The 18,021-nt window shown below is 42.1% G+C and carries 13 protein-coding genes; 7 read left to right on the plus strand and 6 right to left on the minus strand.

Going from position 1 to position 18,021, the window contains the following annotated elements:
- Nucleotides 1-231: 231 nt before the first annotated feature.
- Complete coding sequence (locus tag V7K69_RS28025; protein WP_335040546.1) at nucleotides 232-1,044, minus strand: SDR family NAD(P)-dependent oxidoreductase; 813 nt, start codon at nucleotides 1,042-1,044, stop codon at nucleotides 232-234.
- A gap of 208 nt (nucleotides 1,045-1,252) precedes the next feature.
- Between V7K69_RS28025 and V7K69_RS28030 the strand changes: the two genes are divergently transcribed.
- Nucleotides 1,253-2,227: a threo-3-hydroxy-L-aspartate ammonia-lyase gene (locus tag V7K69_RS28030; RefSeq protein WP_335040548.1), complete on the plus strand. Its 975-nt coding sequence runs from the start codon at nucleotides 1,253-1,255 to the stop codon at nucleotides 2,225-2,227.
- Nucleotides 2,228-2,447: 220 nt separating this feature from the next.
- Here the strand turns inward: V7K69_RS28030 and V7K69_RS28035 are convergent, their stop codons facing one another.
- Nucleotides 2,448-4,589, minus strand: a complete 2,142-nt coding sequence (locus V7K69_RS28035) for a serine/threonine-protein kinase (protein WP_335040550.1) — start codon at nucleotides 4,587-4,589, stop codon at nucleotides 2,448-2,450.
- 57 nt (nucleotides 4,590-4,646) lie between these two features.
- A complete protein-coding gene (locus tag V7K69_RS28040) occupies nucleotides 4,647-6,341 on the minus strand; it encodes a serine/threonine-protein kinase (protein ID WP_335040553.1) in 1,695 nt (564 codons plus the stop codon).
- 211 nt (nucleotides 6,342-6,552) lie between these two features.
- On the opposite strand from V7K69_RS28040, the gene V7K69_RS28045 reads away from it, so the two are divergent.
- On the plus strand, nucleotides 6,553-8,067 hold the full coding sequence (locus V7K69_RS28045) for a phenylacetate--CoA ligase family protein (RefSeq protein WP_335040555.1): 1,515 nt from the start codon (nucleotides 6,553-6,555) through the stop codon (nucleotides 8,065-8,067).
- A 45-nt stretch (nucleotides 8,068-8,112) separates the two neighbouring features.
- On the opposite strand, the gene V7K69_RS28050 is transcribed toward V7K69_RS28045, so the two are convergent.
- On the minus strand, nucleotides 8,113-8,739 hold the full coding sequence (locus V7K69_RS28050; RefSeq protein ID WP_335040557.1) for a transposase: 627 nt from the start codon (nucleotides 8,737-8,739) through the stop codon (nucleotides 8,113-8,115).
- Between the two features lie 29 nt (nucleotides 8,740-8,768).
- Here V7K69_RS28050 and V7K69_RS28055 point away from each other — a divergent pair, with 29 nt between their 5' ends.
- Nucleotides 8,769-8,978 carry a hypothetical protein gene (locus V7K69_RS28055; protein ID WP_335040559.1) on the plus strand — a complete coding sequence of 70 codons (210 nt, stop codon included), beginning with the start codon at nucleotides 8,769-8,771 and terminating at the stop codon, nucleotides 8,976-8,978.
- Nucleotides 8,979-9,103: 125 nt separating this feature from the next.
- Here V7K69_RS28055 and V7K69_RS28060 read toward each other — a convergent pair whose 3' ends face one another.
- A complete protein-coding gene (locus tag V7K69_RS28060; protein ID WP_335040561.1) occupies nucleotides 9,104-12,583 on the minus strand; it encodes a HEAT repeat domain-containing protein in 3,480 nt (1,159 codons plus the stop codon).
- A gap of 154 nt (nucleotides 12,584-12,737) precedes the next feature.
- Between V7K69_RS28060 and V7K69_RS28065 the strand changes: the two genes are divergently transcribed.
- The gene (locus V7K69_RS28065) at nucleotides 12,738-13,046 is read left to right on the plus strand and encodes a hypothetical protein (RefSeq protein WP_335040563.1); all 309 of its coding nucleotides are present in this window, start codon (nucleotides 12,738-12,740) and stop codon (nucleotides 13,044-13,046) included.
- Nucleotides 13,047-13,707: 661 nt separating this feature from the next.
- Nucleotides 13,708-14,100, plus strand: a complete 393-nt coding sequence (locus V7K69_RS28070; RefSeq protein WP_335040565.1) for a hypothetical protein — start codon at nucleotides 13,708-13,710, stop codon at nucleotides 14,098-14,100.
- A gap of 53 nt (nucleotides 14,101-14,153) precedes the next feature.
- On the opposite strand, the gene V7K69_RS28075 is transcribed toward V7K69_RS28070, so the two are convergent.
- Entirely contained in the window at nucleotides 14,154-14,741 is a 588-nt protein-coding gene (locus V7K69_RS28075; protein WP_335040567.1) for a Uma2 family endonuclease, read from the minus strand.
- Nucleotides 14,742-14,893: 152 nt separating this feature from the next.
- Here V7K69_RS28075 and fni point away from each other — a divergent pair, with 152 nt between their 5' ends.
- Both fni and sppA read left to right on the plus strand, forming a co-directional pair.
- Nucleotides 14,894-15,943 (plus strand): type 2 isopentenyl-diphosphate Delta-isomerase, encoded by a 1,050-nt coding sequence (gene fni / locus V7K69_RS28080; protein ID WP_335040569.1) that lies wholly within the window; start codon nucleotides 14,894-14,896, stop codon nucleotides 15,941-15,943.
- Nucleotides 15,944-16,115: 172 nt separating this feature from the next.
- Nucleotides 16,116-17,951 (plus strand): signal peptide peptidase SppA, encoded by a 1,836-nt coding sequence (sppA, locus tag V7K69_RS28085; RefSeq protein ID WP_335040571.1) that lies wholly within the window; start codon nucleotides 16,116-16,118, stop codon nucleotides 17,949-17,951.
- The last annotated feature ends 70 nt before the right edge of the window (nucleotides 17,952-18,021 follow it).

The raw sequence follows: 18,021 nt of genomic DNA on the forward strand, positions 1-18,021 counted from the left end.
GCTGTTTAATACCTAAGATTATTCATACTTTTGCTAAGTCTCTGATTAACTCAGCCCTGCTGGGTCATTTTGCATGGCTTAGTCTAAACTCCAGGCGTAAGTCCTGATATTCTGTGGGCTTCACAACAAAAACTTTCAGTAACGCAGTTGTGGCAGAAGTGTTGGATGGCTAATCCATCTAGTTCTCGGTAGATGCCCTTGTCCACTTTGTTATATAAGAAAAGTGACTAGCTACCTATTTTTCTTGAGTTCGTGCATACTTCTCACAACCTTTGTGACTAGATTTCTGGGTGTAAATCTGACGCTTTCGGTCAATATTTTATTTCTCATCCCAGGAACAACAACAGTTTTATTTTTCATTAAACCTCGATAACCAATCTTAGCAACGGTTTCCGTATCCATCATTCTGTTAACGTTAGCAATTTTGGAATCCTCCATTGCAGCAGTTTGTTGAAATTCCGATGCTGTTGGCCCGGGACAAAGAACAGTCACGCTAACACCAGTACCCTCTAATTCATTAGCGATCGCTTCTGAAAATGATAAGACATAGGCTTTAGTAGCAAAATAAACTGCCATTAGAGGCCCCGGTTGAAAAGCTGCTGCTGAGGCTACATTTAATATTTTCCCATAGTCTTGCTCGACCATATCTTTGAGAAATAGCTTTGTTAAATGAGTCAATGTCACCATATTTACCTGGAGCATTTGCAGTTCAATACTCAGGTCTGTTTCGCTAAATGCTCCATAAGTACCAAAGCCAGCATTGTTAACCAGCACATCAATTTTGATTGATTCTTGCTGGAGTTCTCTAAAAATTTCTTCTGGAGATGTTGGGATGGATAAATCCTTAGTCAAAATTTTCACAAAAATCCCAAACTTTTGCGGAAATTCATTTATGATTTCGGTAAGTTTTTGTTCATTCTTATCGACTAACACCAGATTATAACCATGACGAGCAAAAATCTGGGTTAATTGATAGCCTATCCCACTAGCAGCTCCTGTAATTAGAGCAGTTTTTTTTTGCCGACTTTCAGATGTTTTATTCATGCTAGAAAAATGGCGAATGTGAGTTAATTAATTTAAGTTTTATAAATTTAACTACAGCAATATATAATGTTTGCTGTAGCTATTTTTATGCAGACAATAAATGATGCTATCTACCTGAAACGAGTATGCTTCAATCAAGCATAAGAGACGCAAATATAAAAATCTGTATCTATATAAACAACAGCCAAAATAATTAATATTGTCATTAATGTCACAACCTAATTCCGTTACTATAACTGATGTGCAAGCAGCACAAGAGCGAATTTTAGGGATTTCCCATCGCACGCCTGTGCTAACTTCTAGAATGGTTAACGATCGCACCAATAGCCAAGTATTCTTTAAATGCGAAAACTTTCAACGCACTGGGGCATTTAAATTTAGAGGGGCGTACAATGCCTTAGCACAACTATCGGTAGCCCAAAAACAAACAGGCGTTATCACCTATTCATCAGGAAATCATGCCCAAGCGATCGCTCTAGCTGGAAAAATCCTCAATATTCCCACCACTATTGTCATGCCTGATGATGCACCCATTGTCAAACAAACTGCAACTCGTGGCTATGGTGCAGAAATAATTTTATACAATCGCCAAGCAACAAACCGAGAAGAATTAGCCCAAAATCTAGCAGGTGAGCGTTCTTTGACACTCATTCCCCCTTACGATCATCCCCATGTAGTCGCTGGACAAGGAACAACTGCTTTAGAACTGATCCAAGAAGTTGGTGAATTGGACTTGCTGTTAGTTTGTTGTGGCGGTGGCGGATTACTTTCAGGATGTGCGATCGCAGCTAAGTCACTTTTACCCAATTGTAAAGTCATCGGGGTAGAACCAGCGATCGCCGACGATGCTACCCGCTCTTTTCACACCAAAACCCTGCAAACAGTCAAAAATCCTGATACTATCGCTGATGGTGCGCGGACTCCTAGCCTTGGTAAAATTACTTTCCCCTTGGTGCTGCATTACGTCGATGATATGGTAACGGTATCGGAAGAAGCAATTCTTCGCACCATGTTTTTCTTATGGGAACGTCTAAAAATTGTCGTTGAACCCACCGGAGTGCTTGCAGCCGCAGCCTTACTCGAAGGTGTGGTGACAGCACCAGAGTCGAGGATTGGTGTCATCATCAGTGGTGGAAATGTCGATTTGGCCCAAATTGGTAAATTGTTTTCTATGGGATTTTGATACTCCCACCCGTTTAAGGAGTGGGATCAATACGGTTCGGTTAAGACAAGAGACGCGATGAATCGCCGTCTCTACAAAGGACTGATTATTGTAGAGACGGCGATTTATCGCGTCTTTGCGATCTAGAATTTTCATCAAAAAACCTTAACCGAACCCTATTGGGAGTGGGATTGCAAGGTTTTAGCGAATCAACTTATCTAATTGGGTTTCTCCGATATTTTTAATTCTTCTGGGGAGTCACCTCAGCACTAGGCGTAGGTGTAGATTCAGGTGTGGGGGTTTCTGTGGGAGTGGACGTTGGTGTAGGTTCAGGTGTGGGTGTTTCCGTGGGTGTAGACGTTGGCGTAGGTGTTGGCGATGGGGAAGGAGTGGGATTTTCTGCTGTAATAGTGAGTTCATAGTCTACTGATTTCGATGCAGTGGAAACCACGACAAACTCGTAAAATCCGTTTTCTGGTAATTTAGTTGATAAACTACGCTTGGTAGAATCTTCTAAGAATTGGATTTTGCCAGAGGGTGAATAGACTGATAATAAAACTTGGGAATTTGCTTCTAGTTTCAATTCCAGAGATTGATTTTTAGCAAGTCCAGCAATGAATACTTTGCCACTACCAGATTGAAGAGTACCGTTGACTGTTTTGCCAGTAGCACCCTGATCAAAGACAAGTTTCTGGAAAGCGCTACCGGATAGGATCGCACTGAGTTTATCGCTAACGAAACCGTACCAAACTTGTCCAATGGGCTGATCTCGGAAATCTTTACCACGTTGTTCAGGGAATACACTTAAAAATGCAGCGTCTCCCAAATCATACAAAGAACGACTACCAACGTTGATTTTGTTGACCTCTACTTTCCAGCGATCGCGTTCAGCAGTTGTGTAAGTTCCCAGTTGTCGGCGGGTGTTGGAACTCAGGGGTGCTAGTTTTTCGAGCAATTCTGAGGCTGTTTTATCCCATTCTGCCCGTAAACCCTCATCTTCATTCCCATCGCTGAGAGTGCGTCCACGTACACTAGGGTTTCTGTCCCAAAAAACTTGATTCACCAAGTTCACGTAGAAGTTAGAGTTAATCCCCAACTGTTGACGGCGATCGTTTAATTTTTCTTTACGCTGCCGTTCTGCTGGTGAATATTGCGCTAAGGGATCGGTTGGCTGGTTACTGGTTGGAGTCGGGCTGGCTGTGGGAGTTGGTTGAACTTCCCCGATATCGTTGCGGCTGCTATTCACTCCCCACCAAATTAATCCAATACTACTAGCTACCCCCGCCGCCACTAGAAAGGTTTTTGTTGGTGTCCACCAAGAGGGAGAGGGGGGAGATGAGAAGGATGGGGGAGGGGGGGAAACGGCGACAGTGGCGGATGTGGGTTGTGATGGAGTGGGATATTGAGTTGGGGGATAGTTTGCTGGGGGAGGGTTGAGGGCTTCGATTACTTGACGAACTGATTGATAGCGATCGCTTGGTCTGGCAGATAGCATTTTATCTAATACCTGTGCCAAAATCGGACTCACATTTACTTCCCGTCGCCACTGCCAGGTAAGATTATAGGTATCAATTAATTCTTGTGGCTGTTTCCCTGTCAGTAAAACTAACATTGATGCTGCCAAGGCATATAAGTCGCTGTGGGGAGATACTAACCCAGTTTGCATCTGTTCTGGGGGTGCAAATCCTACCTTACCTAATAGGGTTGGTGATGGGGAAGATGCAACCATACCGGGTTGGTAATATTCGGAAGCTACGGTTGCTACTACTTGTTTGACACCGCCAAAATCAATTAAAACTGGCAGTTTGTCAACAGTGCGAAGCATTAAGTTATCTGGAGAAATATCTCGATGAATTACTCCCAGTGAGTGGATGTATTCCAACACTGGCAAAATTTGCTGCAATAATTGGCGTACTTCTGCTTCTGTAAAGCGCAAACCTTGTTGTAATCGCGCATTTAACAAAGAATTGTAAGTTTCCCCTTCTACATAATCTTGCACCAAAAACAGATATTCTTTGCCGCCTAAGTTGAGCCGCAGCAGTTCTCGGAAGCGGGGAATTTGCGGATGTTGCAGTTTATAGAGAACACTCGCTTCTCTCTCAAACAGTTCTTCTGCTTTTTGAACAACGTAAGCGGTTTGAACTTGGGGGGAAAATTCTTTTAAAACACAAAGTTCGCGGAAACGGTTGACATCTTCGGCTAAATAAGTCCGTCCAAAGCCACCTTGGCCAATTTGACGCACAATTACATAGCGATCGCCTAAAGTTAGTCCCGGTTGGATACTATAACTCATGGGCACACCCGACAATTTTTCACCACACTGGAGACAAAAGCGACTACTTGGGGAATTTTCATGTCCTTTATAACAATATATTTTGGTCATTTGTCATTGGTCATTTGTCATTGGTCATTTGTTATTCTTCCCTAGTCGCCAGTCTCCTTACTTGCCAGATTGTACTTTACTGACTTGATCGGCTGCGATCGCATACCAAATTTGACCGAAGGTCTTTTGATTCAGTTTCCCACGCTCCTGACCAGGAAACAACCGATCAAATTTTTCATTTGTATCTTTGTTCAGTTGCTCAAGTGTATAGTTCCCTAATTGGCCGGATCGCGCTTGTCGTCTCCATGTATCGTAATCTTTTTGACTATATTTACCTAATTTTCGACGAGCTTCTGTACTGAGCTTTGCCTGTTCTATTTTATTCAATAAATCGTCAGCGATACCAGACCATTCATCTCGTAAACCAGCGTCTTCTGGTTTAGATGTCAGGCTACGTCCCTTTAATTCTGGTTTTTTTGTATAAAATAAATCGTCTACGAAGGGAATAAAAAATCCTTCAGTAATTTCTAGCTGTTGGCGACGACTGATAATTTCTTGGAGATTAGGGTTTTTTCCTTTGTCACTACCTGGTTTACCGCTTGGGAATTGGGGAATTTGCGGTAATGAAATTGATGGGATGGTAATTGAAGATACGCTGCGAATTACTGCATTTACTACTCCCCAAGCACCGGCACCGGTTAAGACAACTAAAGCTGTTCCCCCTAAACTCATCATAAAAGGACGAATCCAAAGAGGGAAAGATACCGGTTTGGCGATTGCTTGCGTTCTGTTCTGGAATCTACTCACAATAGCGCTGGCGCGTTGTCTTCCCGGAGCAACTACCATCGTCTTAATCTTGCTGGTAATCGAATTTCCAGTTGATTTAGTCGCACTTGACGATGGTAAATCTTTGAGGATTTGCTCGGCTCGTTGATAGCGATCGCTCGGTTTATAAGCTACCATCTTTTTTAACACCGCTTCCAGTTTGGGACTAACTCGGATTTGTTTTCCCCAACCCCAAATTCCCTGGTAGCTGTCGTATAATTTTTGCGGTTCTTGCCCTGTAAGCAATACCAGTGATGTAACCGCCAAAGAGTATAAATCACTACTAAAAAAGGCTTTACCTTGCCGTAGCTGCTCTTCTGGAGCGTAGCCTTTTTTACCCAGCAAAGTATTATTTCCCACCAACTTAGTCTGCCAAAAACCTTGAGAAGCTGGCAATTGCTTGACACCACCAAAATCAATCAGCACGGGTAGATTATCAGAACGCCGCCAAATTAAATTATCGGGAGAGATATCACGGTGAACAACATCTTGTGAGTGGATGTAGGCTAATACAGGTAAAATCTGTTGCAGTAGGGTGATTACTTCCTCTTCACTGAAAGTTTTGCCTTGGCTCTCGCGTTGTTCTAATAATTGGTAGTAATTGTCACCATCCACATAATCTTGTACGAGAAAGAAAAAATCTTTAGCGCCTATTTTAACTTGTAACGAAGCGTGAAAACGCGGAATCTGTGGATGCTGGAGTTTTTTCAGAACATTGGCTTCTCGTTCAAATAACTCTTTAGCTTTTTGTAAATCTTGATGTTCTTGTACTTGGGGTGCAAATTCCTTCAGCACACAGGTTCGATGGGATTGACTTATATCCTCTGCCAAATAGGTGCGTCCAAAGCCGCCCTGCCCTAAATGACGGATAATTTGATAGCGATTATCCACAACCTGTCCCACAGCAAGAGGTAATGGTTCACCACAATGGGTACAAAAGCGGTTACTACCATTATTTGTGTGTTGTCTACTGCAATAGAGTTGCATGGTGCTGAAGGATAAATTAATGTTTTATTGAATGACTACAACGTGCATACCCTCATTTTCGGATATCCTACCAAACATTAGGAGATGGGTGTTCCTATAGTAAATCTATGTTGGTGAGAATCACTGGAGTTTTGCGGGTATCAGATAACGGCTAGAATACTCACAGCAAATAATAGTGTTGGTTCTATTTTCAGGATAAACAACAAGCGTCATGAACTGCAAACCACGACAGCAGCAAGTAATTAAAGCATTTGAAGATTTTTTGTCTACTCCCCTAGAAACGATACTGCAACGGCATCTCAATACTCAAACTTCGGCAGCTTTAACTTTATTTCATGATGTGGCGGCTAATGTACCTGCCTACAAAGCTTTTTTAGCAGAAAGGGAAATTAATCCCGCGACTATTCAAACCTTGGAGGAGTTTCAAAAACTCCCAGCGATCGCTAAACAAAATTATATACTGAGTTATCCTTTAGCTGACTTGTGCCGTAACGGACAACTAGAAGGGTGCGATATGATCGCCGCTTCATCAGGTTCTAGTGGTAAACCGACATTTTGGCCTCGTTTTTTCACAGATGAACTCCAAATCTCCACACGTTTTGAACAAATTTTTCACGATAGTTTTCATTCAGATACTAGACGTACCCTAGCAGTGATTTGTTTCACTTTGGGCACTTGGGTAGGTGGGATGTTTACCACTAATTGCTGTCGTTATCTTGCTAGCAAAGGTTATCTCATCACCGTAATTACTCCTGGTAACAACAAAGATGAAATCTTGCGAGTTGTCCAAGAACTAGGTTCAGGATTTGAACAAGTGGTGTTATTGGGATACCCGCCATTTTTAAAAGATGTAATTGATACTGGTATCGCCCGTGGTGTGGAGTGGCAGCAATATCAGATTAAATTAGTGATGGCGGGAGAAGTATTTAGTGAAGAATGGCGGAGTTTAGTTGGCGAACGAGTTGGTTCACAAAATCCTTGCTATGATTTTGCATCACTCTACGGCACTGCGGATGCGGGAGTTTTGGGTAATGAAACCCCGTTAAGTATCTGCATTCGCCGTTTTTTGGCAGAAAATCCCGATGCAGCTAGAGCTTTATTTGGAGAATCGCGTTTACCCACGCTAGTACAATACGATCCCTTCACTCGCTTTTTTGAAGTTCACGATGGCGGATTGTTGTTTTCGGGAGATAACGGTATTCCCTTAGTACGTTATGACATTTTAGATACTGGCGGAATAATTAGTTATGATGCCATGCTGCAATTTTTAGCAGAATGGGGGTTTAACCCGCTCGAAAATCTGCGTTCTGACACTCAAGAATTACCTAGAGGTATTCATCAGCTACCTTTTGTTTATGTCTTCGGTCGTTCTAACTTTACAGTTTCTTACTTTGGCGCAAATATCTATCCCGAAAATGTGACGGTGGGATTAGAACAACCAGGAATTCAAGAATGGGTGACGGGTAAGTTTGTCTTGCAGGTGAAGGAAGATGCTGACAAAAATCGATTTTTATCTGTAGTTGTGGAGTTAGCACCAGGGGTAGAGGGTAGTGAAGAGCGAAGAATTGCGATCGCATCTTCTATTCTTTCACAACTGCTACGTCTGAATAGCGAGTTTGCTAATTATGTTCCGGTAGAATATCAAACACCACAAGTTACATTAGCGTCTATGGGGGATGCAGAATATTTTCCGATTGGGGTGAAACATCGTTATACGCGTAAATAGTACTAGGCGCGATGAATTAGCAAGAAGACGCGATGAATCGCGTCTCTACAAGGAGGGGTGGTGTGGTTGTTCACAATCTCGTTCCCAATTGATTGGGTTATTGATAATATATTGTCTAACTTGATCGAGGGCGAATTCATCACGAATTATGTTGTCATGAAACCTTTCTTGCCATCCAAAACCTTCATATATTTGATTAATTTCAAATGAACATCGTCCTTTGTACCACCTAACAATTTTAGAAAGGGAATTTTTAGACAACATCGGATTAAATAAACCAGTAACCCCACCCCGTTGATCGTCCCCCCTTGTAGAGACGCGATTCATCGCGTCTTCTTCCTGTTTTCGTGGATTCATCGCGTCTTCTCGTATTTGATTAATAATCAAAATCCCATGAATATGATTAGGCATGACGCAAAACGAATCTATCTGGCAATTATAAAAATGATTAGGAATCTCATACCACAATTTCTGAGCAATTTCTCCAATTGATGATAGGTGCATTTCACCCTGTACAACCTCACCAAAAAAGCATTTTTTACCGTCGGTGCAAATAGTAACGAAATATCCAGCGTTACTAGCATAACTCCATGCTGGTAAACGGATTGAATCAACGCGATATTTACCTTTGTATTTAGGTTTGTTGTTTTCTGGTTGAGGATCATTATTCATGATTACATCTTTGATTGATACAAAAATTTATGCAATTATTGCTTTGCATTGATGTAATCGCCAACCCAAAAAACTCGGAATTATTTGCGCTATGTAAATGGTGGGAAGGAAGAAGACGCGATGAATCGCGTCTCTACAAGGGGGGCGATCGCAAAAACGATGCCTGCGGCGGGCTACGCCTACGCATTCCCATTCTGTTTACAATATCTGTTTTATTAGGGGCGATCGCATACCCTTGATTGCGGAAAGATTAGACGCGATAGATTTACCAGACGCTTACGAGATGCTATGAATCGCGTCTTTACAAGGGATTGCTGCTTCTACATTTCGCTTATGTTTTGGCTGGAGGAAGTATTTTTCTTTCCTACTCTCCATCTTTCACTTTCTCTTGTTGATGCCAAGCTTGATAAAAAGCCGGGTAGGGCATACTTTGGGCGCACTTCCAGATAACTTCGTAGCAATTATAAAATTGCTTAAAGTCATTTTTATAAGTTTTAGGTGATAAGTAATTGTTCCAAGCAATGACAACAGGTGTCATGTGTTCCTCTGCGATAATTTCCACTAAACTAGATGCCGTTAGCCTTCGGATCAAATCATCCAACTGTGAATTACCAATTAACTCCACCAAAGCAGTGATCGCTGTAGAGTTGCCTGGGTCAATGCGCCCTAAGCTTTGTGCCACTTCTTTTAGAGTAAAACCGTCTACTCGTCGGCTACGGATTAACTCTACCAAGGTGTCAATTGCCTTAGAGTTGCCAGAGCCAATTAGTCCTAAGTAAAATGCCGCTTCGCTGACGGTATTATGATCCACCTGTGGGTTGCGAATTAACTCTACCAAGGCATCAATCGCCCTAGAGTTGCCAAAGCCAATTTCCCCTAAGCTTTCTACGGCTCGCCATCGGGTACGATCATCCACCTGAAAGTTGCAGCTTAACTCTGCCAAAGCATCAATTGCCCTAGAGTCCCCAGAGCCAATTTGTCCTAAATTAAATGCCGCTTCGCTGACGGTATCATTATCCACCTGTGGGTTGCGAATTAACTCTACCAAGGCATCAATCGCCGTAGAGTTACCTGGGTCAATTTCCCCTAAGCTTCTTGCCGCTAGGCTTCGGGTATAATCATTTACTTGTGAATTGCCGATTAACTCCACCAAAAGAGCAATTGCCCTAGAGTTGCCTGGATCAATTTCCCCTAAGCTAGATGCCGCTAGCCTAAGGGTAGAATTATCCTCTTGTGGTTTGCTGATTAACTCCACTAATACCTCAATTGCTGTAGAGTTACCTGGGTCAATTTCCCCTAAGCTTCTTGCCGCTAGGCTTTGGGTATAATAATCTACTTGTGGGTTACGGATTAACTTCACTAAGACATTGATTGCCGTAGAGTTACCTGGGTCAATTTGCCCTAAGCTTCTTGCCGCTAGGCTTCGGGTATAATCATTTACCTGTGAATTGCCGATAAACTCCACTAAGACATCGATTGCTGTAGAGTTGCCAGAGCTAATTTCCCCTAAGCTATATAGGACTTGCTGTTGGATACCATTATCTACCTGTGGCTTGCCAATTAACTTCACCAAGGCATGAATTGCCGTAGAGTTGCCAAAGCCAATTTCCTCTAAGCTAAATGCCGCTTGCCTAAGGGTAGAATTATCCAGTTGTGGTTTGCCGATTAACTCCACCAAAGCATCAATTGCCTTTATGCGATTTGTTTGAGGCAGTGCTGTCCTTGCTCCCTCTGCAATTGGTGTAAGAAATTCTACCCACTCGTTTTGTTCAACCTTAAACTCGCCAAAGTTCCATTTAACTATTTCCGCCACAATAGCATCTGCGTTGACAGAATTTTTCCACTCATCAACCCCCGCAGCAGCAATAAAATAAGCGCGAAACTCGTAAAATCCCCTTCTGACTCTATCAATAGCTTTGAATTCTCCGCACCCATCATCAAATTCCACCAACGCCTGAATAAACTCTTCTTTTTCCTTCCTCCCCACATCCTCACGTCCCAACCACAGCAAAATCACCTCTTTCCACTGCGGGGCAAAAATGCGATAAACGCTTAACGCGGGGTTGTCGGGAACATGATTCAGAAACTCGTGCCAATTAGACATCTCCAACGCTGCAAAATATTCCTCAAATGTGGTGTGGTAGAAAGCGTAAACTTTCTCTTTCGTTGCTGATTCCGCAGCTAGTCCAACTTCATTTAGCCATCCCAACTTTAACGCTAACGAAAATAAAGAATTTTGCTGTTTTGCATCACCTAATACCTCACGCACAAACTTATGTCGTAGCCGAAACCGTGACGTTTCTTGGTCGATTGCCCGTTTTGCCAAACGTCCCAACGCTGCGTTTAATTCCTCTTGCTGCTGTTCTGTGGTAGGGAAGCGGTTTTCTTTCCACTTGTAAACCTCTTCCACAAACTGCTGATAAAGTCCGGCTTTAGTTTCCGGTAAACCTTTATCGGAACCTTGCCAAGTGCTACACAACAGCGCTAACCGCAAAGGATTTTTAACTAAATCTTGGATGCGCTGACGTTCAGCTTTATCTAATTCCTGCCATAATCTTTTGCCTTTGTCTGCATCCTTGTTGAAAAACCAACGCCCAATAAACTCTTGCACTTGTTGCGGATATTCAAAATTGAGTAACCGATACGTCTCAAAATTTTCTAAAGCGTTGGCGTTTGCTTCCCAAACATTCACCCGACAAGTCAGCACAACCCGCGCATTTTTAACCCATCCCGTCAACTGCTGGAAAATCTCAGTTAATGGTTGGAGTGAAGACATTTCATCTGCTGCATCCAACAACAACCACACACGATTATTCTTGAATAAATCTGCGAAAGTGTTTTCCTGTTCTTCTTTTACACGCACCACTTCTAAAGCATTCTTCAGCCAATCTTGCAGCAGATAATTTTCTACACTCTTTCCTTGCAAGTCTGCCAAAGAAATCCAAATTGGCAAACCCAGATTGTTGTTTAATATCCAAAAAGCTATAGTTTGCAACTGAGTAGTCTTTCCTGCACCTGGTTCCCCAATTAAAGCGATGCGGTGTCCTTGAGTTTTACCAACACCATCACGGATAACTTGCTCTAAAAAAGCCCCATGTTCAAATCGCTGCTTCTCTTCATAACTCGGTTCGTAAAGCCGCGAACCTTGTTCTGCGGATATATCCTCACTGCACTTATTCGGTTTGTTACGCTCCACCAAGGCTAAAGGGACATGAATTGCCTCTAGCTCAAATTTCATCTCATCATCAGCAAATAGCAACTCATTTGTGGTAAGACGCTTGTGCTTTTCCAGCATAGCGCCGCAGATTTCTTGCCAATCCAAGCTATTATCTGTTGTTTGTACCTGGGATGTCTCTTTTAAATTCGCTTTTTGGTATTCTTTCCACTTCTGCTTAACCACCTCCAGATTATCTTTTATCGTCGCTGTCTGATGTTTTAGCGTCAGGGTAAATTTCCAATAACCTTGACTCTTTGTAGATTTTTGGTCTTCTCGCACTCCCAACTCTTTCAACCAGTCAAGTGCAGTTTGAAGCTCGTCTAATTCTCTTTTTTCCAGAGAAACATTAGATTCTGCTTTTTGCGGGGGAAGTTTTAAAGTTTTGCCAGCATCTTTAATCTGTTGGAGTAAATATTCCTTTTTTGTACCAACTTCAGGTGTTTTGCTTCTGTTTCCTCTTGTCTGTTCGCTTTTATATCCGGTAATTCGCAGCTTATCAGCATTCCAGACAACGCAAAGCGGAATTTTTGATTCACAATCTTGCTCTACCGACAGTTGCAGCAATGCTTCTACCAGACTGAGTACATTCTTTAAAACTGATTCATCTGCACGAATATTTCTTGACATCAGTCAAATAATTTTGAATTACCCAAACAAACAAGCTTACCCAAGCCGCAAAACCTGACAATACAAGCATTATAGACGTTGCGTGGGGGATGTGTCTGGGGAAATACCCAAAAAAATAATTGACCTTGTAAACCGAAAAACAAGGTGAATTCAGATGTCAGCTAAAAAACCTGGTAAAAGTGCAAGTCAAAGAGCGATGTCTACGATGGTCACTGAGCCTGTCCTGAGCGTAGCCGAAGGGCGCAGCCGAAGTGCGGGCTACGCCTACGCTTTCTTGCTAATTGTGCAAATAGTGTTAATTGGCATAAATGCCGAAAATCGCCTTCAGCAAGGAGACTCACCAATCGACGTTTTAATCTGGATGATTAACCAGTGTATTCCAGTGCTGAAACAAGCCAGCAGTCTCCAAGAAAAACAGAAAAAGAGCCTGTTACCCACACATCGCCGTTCTGAGGGTCAATAATATCACAAGCCCCTCTCTGCAAGCAAAGAGGGGCTGTGGCTATATTGGTTGATTTATATAGGAATCCGGTTTAATTGCGTGAAAAAATCTAATAACAATTTAATTAATGATTGCAACACATCCTTGGTTCAAGTTCAAGACGCGATGAATCGCGTCTCTACAAGATGTATGGTCTATTTGTTACGTTCTTTTTTCAAATCGGTATAAATATGGCGTTTCTCGATTGCGTGCAATCCGGTTCGGATCGGGTTTTTTGATAAAAATTATAATAGATGACAAAAATGCCTTGTAGAGACGGCGATTTATCGCGTCTCTCTTGTTTGTTCAAAACACAAGTCCATTCATTCAGAACACAAGTCCATTCGTTCAGAACACAAGTCCATTCATTCAGAACACAAGTCCATTCATTCAGAACACAAGTCCATTCATTCAGAACACAAGTCCATTTGTTCAGAATACAAGTCCATTCGTTCAGAACACAAGTCTATTCGTTCAGAACACAAGTCTATTCTCAACAATTTATTGTCTGTTGTCGTGTAACTACTTAGCTAGCAATCCAATCTTATTTAAAAAAACACCTTTTTTTGCAAGTTTTACTGAACCACTACATTGCTCTATTGAGACACTCTAGAAAGATAAGTTTAGTAAAAGGAGTGCATTGATGCCACGCAAAAAAAGAAGTTCTAACGTGCTAGAAAAAACCGAACAGAGAGTAATCGGATTTAAATCAATTAATTCTAGCCTCGACTTTGGTGATTCCATCAGCTTAAACCATTTAACCGAGTTAACCGGGCAACTCCGCAACCAGATTGACCAGTATAATATGATGCTAACTGCCATTGACTCTGCAAAGGAAAAAATAGAAACCCTTGAAAAGACTATTCGCGAAACCTCAGAGCGCTTAGTCAGTGGTGTGGTGTTAAAGTATGGCAAAGACAGCCGGGAATACGAGATGACTGGCGGAGTACGCAAAAGCGATCGCATTCGTAAAGCCACTATTACCCGGTTAAAATCTACCGCAGACTCAAAAGTGGCTGCTACACAGACGGCGTAATGAGCAACAAATAGGCATCATTTGCGGTTAATGATGCCCATGTTATCGCAGTTTTATTCCTCAATCAACTCAAAATCAACTCGCTCGTAAATATCACGCAAGGTAATTTGAAATTCGATAGAATCTAAGACTAAAACTGCATCTTCACCTTCATACTCTTTAAAAATCCATTGACCTTCTGCTTGCTTTGCAAATTGTTCTACAGCAAAACTATACTGGTCAATCATAATATATTCTTGAAAACCAGGAATTGAACGATAATATTTAAACTTATCTGTTTTGTCATAATTTTTAGTTGAATTTGATAAGACTTCAACAATTAATAAGGGATTAGTAATAATTGTTGTACCTGTTCCCTCGTAAATAGGCTTACCTTTGATGACTATAATATCAGGATAAGTATAAATGCGATGACGAGGTATTGATACTTTAACATCAGCCATATATATGTCATAAGCTTGACCTTGGACTGTTAGGGGAAACTTGCGACAAAAATCCAGTGCAATTTTATTGTGGTTAGTTGTTCCCCCTGTCATCGGTATAATTTCTCCGTCTCTGTATTCATTTTTATATTCAGCCTTTTCTTCCAATTCCAAATATTCTTCTGGGGTGTAGTAGCGCTTTTCTGTTTGTAAAACCATATTAATTAACTCATAAAATGAGGGAATGGATATGTTATCAATAGCGTAACGTACCCTAAAGATAGGGAAAATAAATATTTTTGTTATAAAAATACGGTTGCAGACAATGTAACAATAGCGATCGCAACCCAATCCTTTTAGCCAACCCACCAGTGAACGCCCCTACCAACATCTCTGCACAAACTCAGAATCGCAAAGCCGATCACATTCGGATCTGTTTAGAGGAAGATGTTCAGTCTCATCAAATCACTAATGGACTGGAACGTTATCGTTTCACCCATTCTTGCTTACCCGAACTGAACCATGACGAGATTGATATCAGTACAGCTTTCTTGGGGAAACACCTTGGCGCACCCTTATTAATTTCTTCCATGACTGGTGGAACAGAACAAGCCGCAATGATTAACCAACGTTTGGCCAAAGTCGCGCAACATTACAAAATTGCAATGGGTGTCGGTTCCCAGCGAGTAGCGGTAGAAAAACCCCAGGTGGCTGATACTTTTGCTGTCCGCAAGTATGCGCCCGATATTCTGCTATTTGCGAATCTGGGGGCTGTGCAACTTAATTACAAGTACGGCTTAGATGAATGTCTGCGGGTAGTTGATATCCTAGAGGCTGATGCCCTGATTTTACACCTTAACCCTTTACAAGAGTGCATTCAACCCAAAGGTGATACTAATTTCCGGGGTTTGCTTGACAAGATTTCTACATTGTGTTCAAAATTGCCAGTACCAGTGATTGCAAAGGAAGTTGGTAATGGCATTTCAGCAGCGATCGCACAAAAACTTCTCGCCTCTGGAGTAGCAGCAATTGATGTCGCTGGTGCAGGGGGTACTTCTTGGGCAAAAGTAGAAAGTGAACGGGCAGAAAATCCCTTACAACGTCGCTTAGGGAAGACTTTTGCCGATTGGGGTTTACCGACAGCAGAGTGCATTACAACTATTAGAGCGATCGCTCCAAATGTGCCTTTAATTGCTTCAGGAGGTTTGCGTCATGGACTGGATGTTGCAGCCGCGATCGCCTTGGGAGCAGATATAGCTGGTTTAGCAATGCCTTTTTTGCAAGCAGCAGCAACATCAGAGACAGCAGTTGCGGAACTTGCTGAAGTATTAATCGCTGAAATCACTACAGTCTTATTCTGCACTGGCAACGCTACCTTGTATCATTTAAAGCATTCTGGTAGTTTACAGCGCATAGAATAAGTAATGGGGAATGGTGAATGGGGAAGAAGCAGGGGGACAAGGGGACAAGAAGTGAGAACTTGAAACAAGTCTTTCCCCTTGTCCCCAATTCTCCTTGTCCCCAAGTCCTCTTCCCAATTCCCAATCCCCAATCCCCAATCCCCAATTCCCAATCCCCAATAACTAATAACTAATGCGTAATTTTATCAAACAAACTTTTGCTAGTTTAGTTGGCACATTATTAGGACTAATTATTTTTGGTGGTCTAGGAACCACTGGATTATTGTTGCTAATATTTGCTGCTAGCTCGTCTAAAGATACAGGGCCAAATGTAAAAGATAAGTCAGTGTTGGTTTTTGACTTGTCGATGAAAATTACTGATAGCGAACCTAGTTCTGACGAACTGTTTCAAAAGACACTATCAGGTGTGGATGACGAAAGGATGGCACTCCGCAAAGTTGTAGAAACTTTGGAAAAAGCACGACGCGATCCGCGAATTGTTGGGATCTACCTCGATTCAACTAGCGCTAGCCAAGCTGGTAACGTCGGCTATGCCTCCCTTAAAGAAATTCGGAAAGCGTTGGAGGAGTTTCGTGCTTCTGGGAAAAAGATTGTGGCTTATGGCAGCGATTGGAGTGAAAAAGAATATTACCTTAGTTCAGTGGCAGATTCCATTGTGCTTAATCCTTTGGGAATGATGGAAGTTAATGGTTTAAGTTCACAACCGATGTTCTTAGCGGGTGCATTACAGAAGTACGGCATTGGTGTGCAAGTCGTGCGGGTGGGTAAATTCAAAGGTGCTGTGGAACCGTTTATCCTTACAAAATTGAGTCCAGAAAACCGCGAACAAACTCAGAAATTGTTAGATGATGTTTGGGGAGAATGGCGCACTGCTGTAGGTGCAAGTCGGAAAATTGAACCTAACCAGTTGCAAGCGATCGCAGATAGTCAAGCAGTACTGGAAGCCACACAAGCTAAAACTAACGGTTTAGTCGATCGAGTCGCATACCCTGATGAAGTGGTTAGTGACCTCAAAAAGTTGACAAATAGCGATAAAGACGACAAAACATTCCGACAAATTAACCTAAATAGCTACGCAGAAGTTTCTGGCAAATCTTTGGGTGTAGAACGTAGCTCAAAAAATCAAATTGCCGTTGTTTATGCAGAGGGTGAAATTGTCGATGGTAAAGGTGATGGTGGACAAGTAGGAGGCGATCGCTTTGCCAAAATCTTTAACAAACTCCGACAAGATAAGGATGTAAAGGCTGTTGTATTACGGATTAATAGTCCTGGTGGTAGCGCTACCGCAGCCGAAGTTATGCAGCGAGAAGTGAAATTAACCCGTGAAGCAAAACCGGTTGTAGTGTCAATGGGTGATGTCGCCGCCTCTGGGGGTTATTGGATTGCTAGCGACTCTAATCGCATTTTTGCTGAACCAAATACCATTACAGGTTCAATAGGTGTATTTGGGTTGCTATTTAATGGTGCAAAGCTGGCTAATGATAACGGCATTACTTGGGATTCGGTGAAAACTGGAACCTATGCTGATAGTCAAACAGTTTCGCGTCCAAAATCGCCTCAAGAGTTGGCACTTTATCAACGTAGTGTTAACCGCATTTATAATATGTTTCTGAATAAAGTTTCTCAAGGTCGGAAACTCCCAGGACAAAAAGTTGCAGAAATTGCCCAAGGACGGGTTTGGTCTGGTGTGGCGGCGAAGGAAATTGGTTTAGTTGATGAAATTGGTGGTTTGAATAGTGCGATCGCTTATGCTGTCAAAGAGGCAAAACTAGGAGAAGACTGGGAAGTGCAAGAATATCCTCGCACTAGCAGTTTCGGAGAACGCTTTTTTGGACTTGCAAGTGAAGAAGTGCGAACTGCTTTAGGAATTGAGGCGGTACAACTCAAACCATCTAACCCCCTCACCACTGAATTCCAGAAATTGCAACAGGAAGTAGAGATTCTGCAAAAAATGAACGATCCGCAGGGAGTTTATGCTCGTTTGCCTTTCAACTTAAAGATTGAGTAATTTTCTGTAGGAGCAATTCATGAATTGCCCCTACATTTTGCGCTTGATTTCTCTAGATACAATGTTATAA

The sequence above is a fragment of the Nostoc sp. genome, assembly GCF_036917775.1.
Taxonomy (GTDB): Bacteria; Cyanobacteriota; Cyanobacteriia; order Cyanobacteriales; family Nostocaceae; genus Nostoc.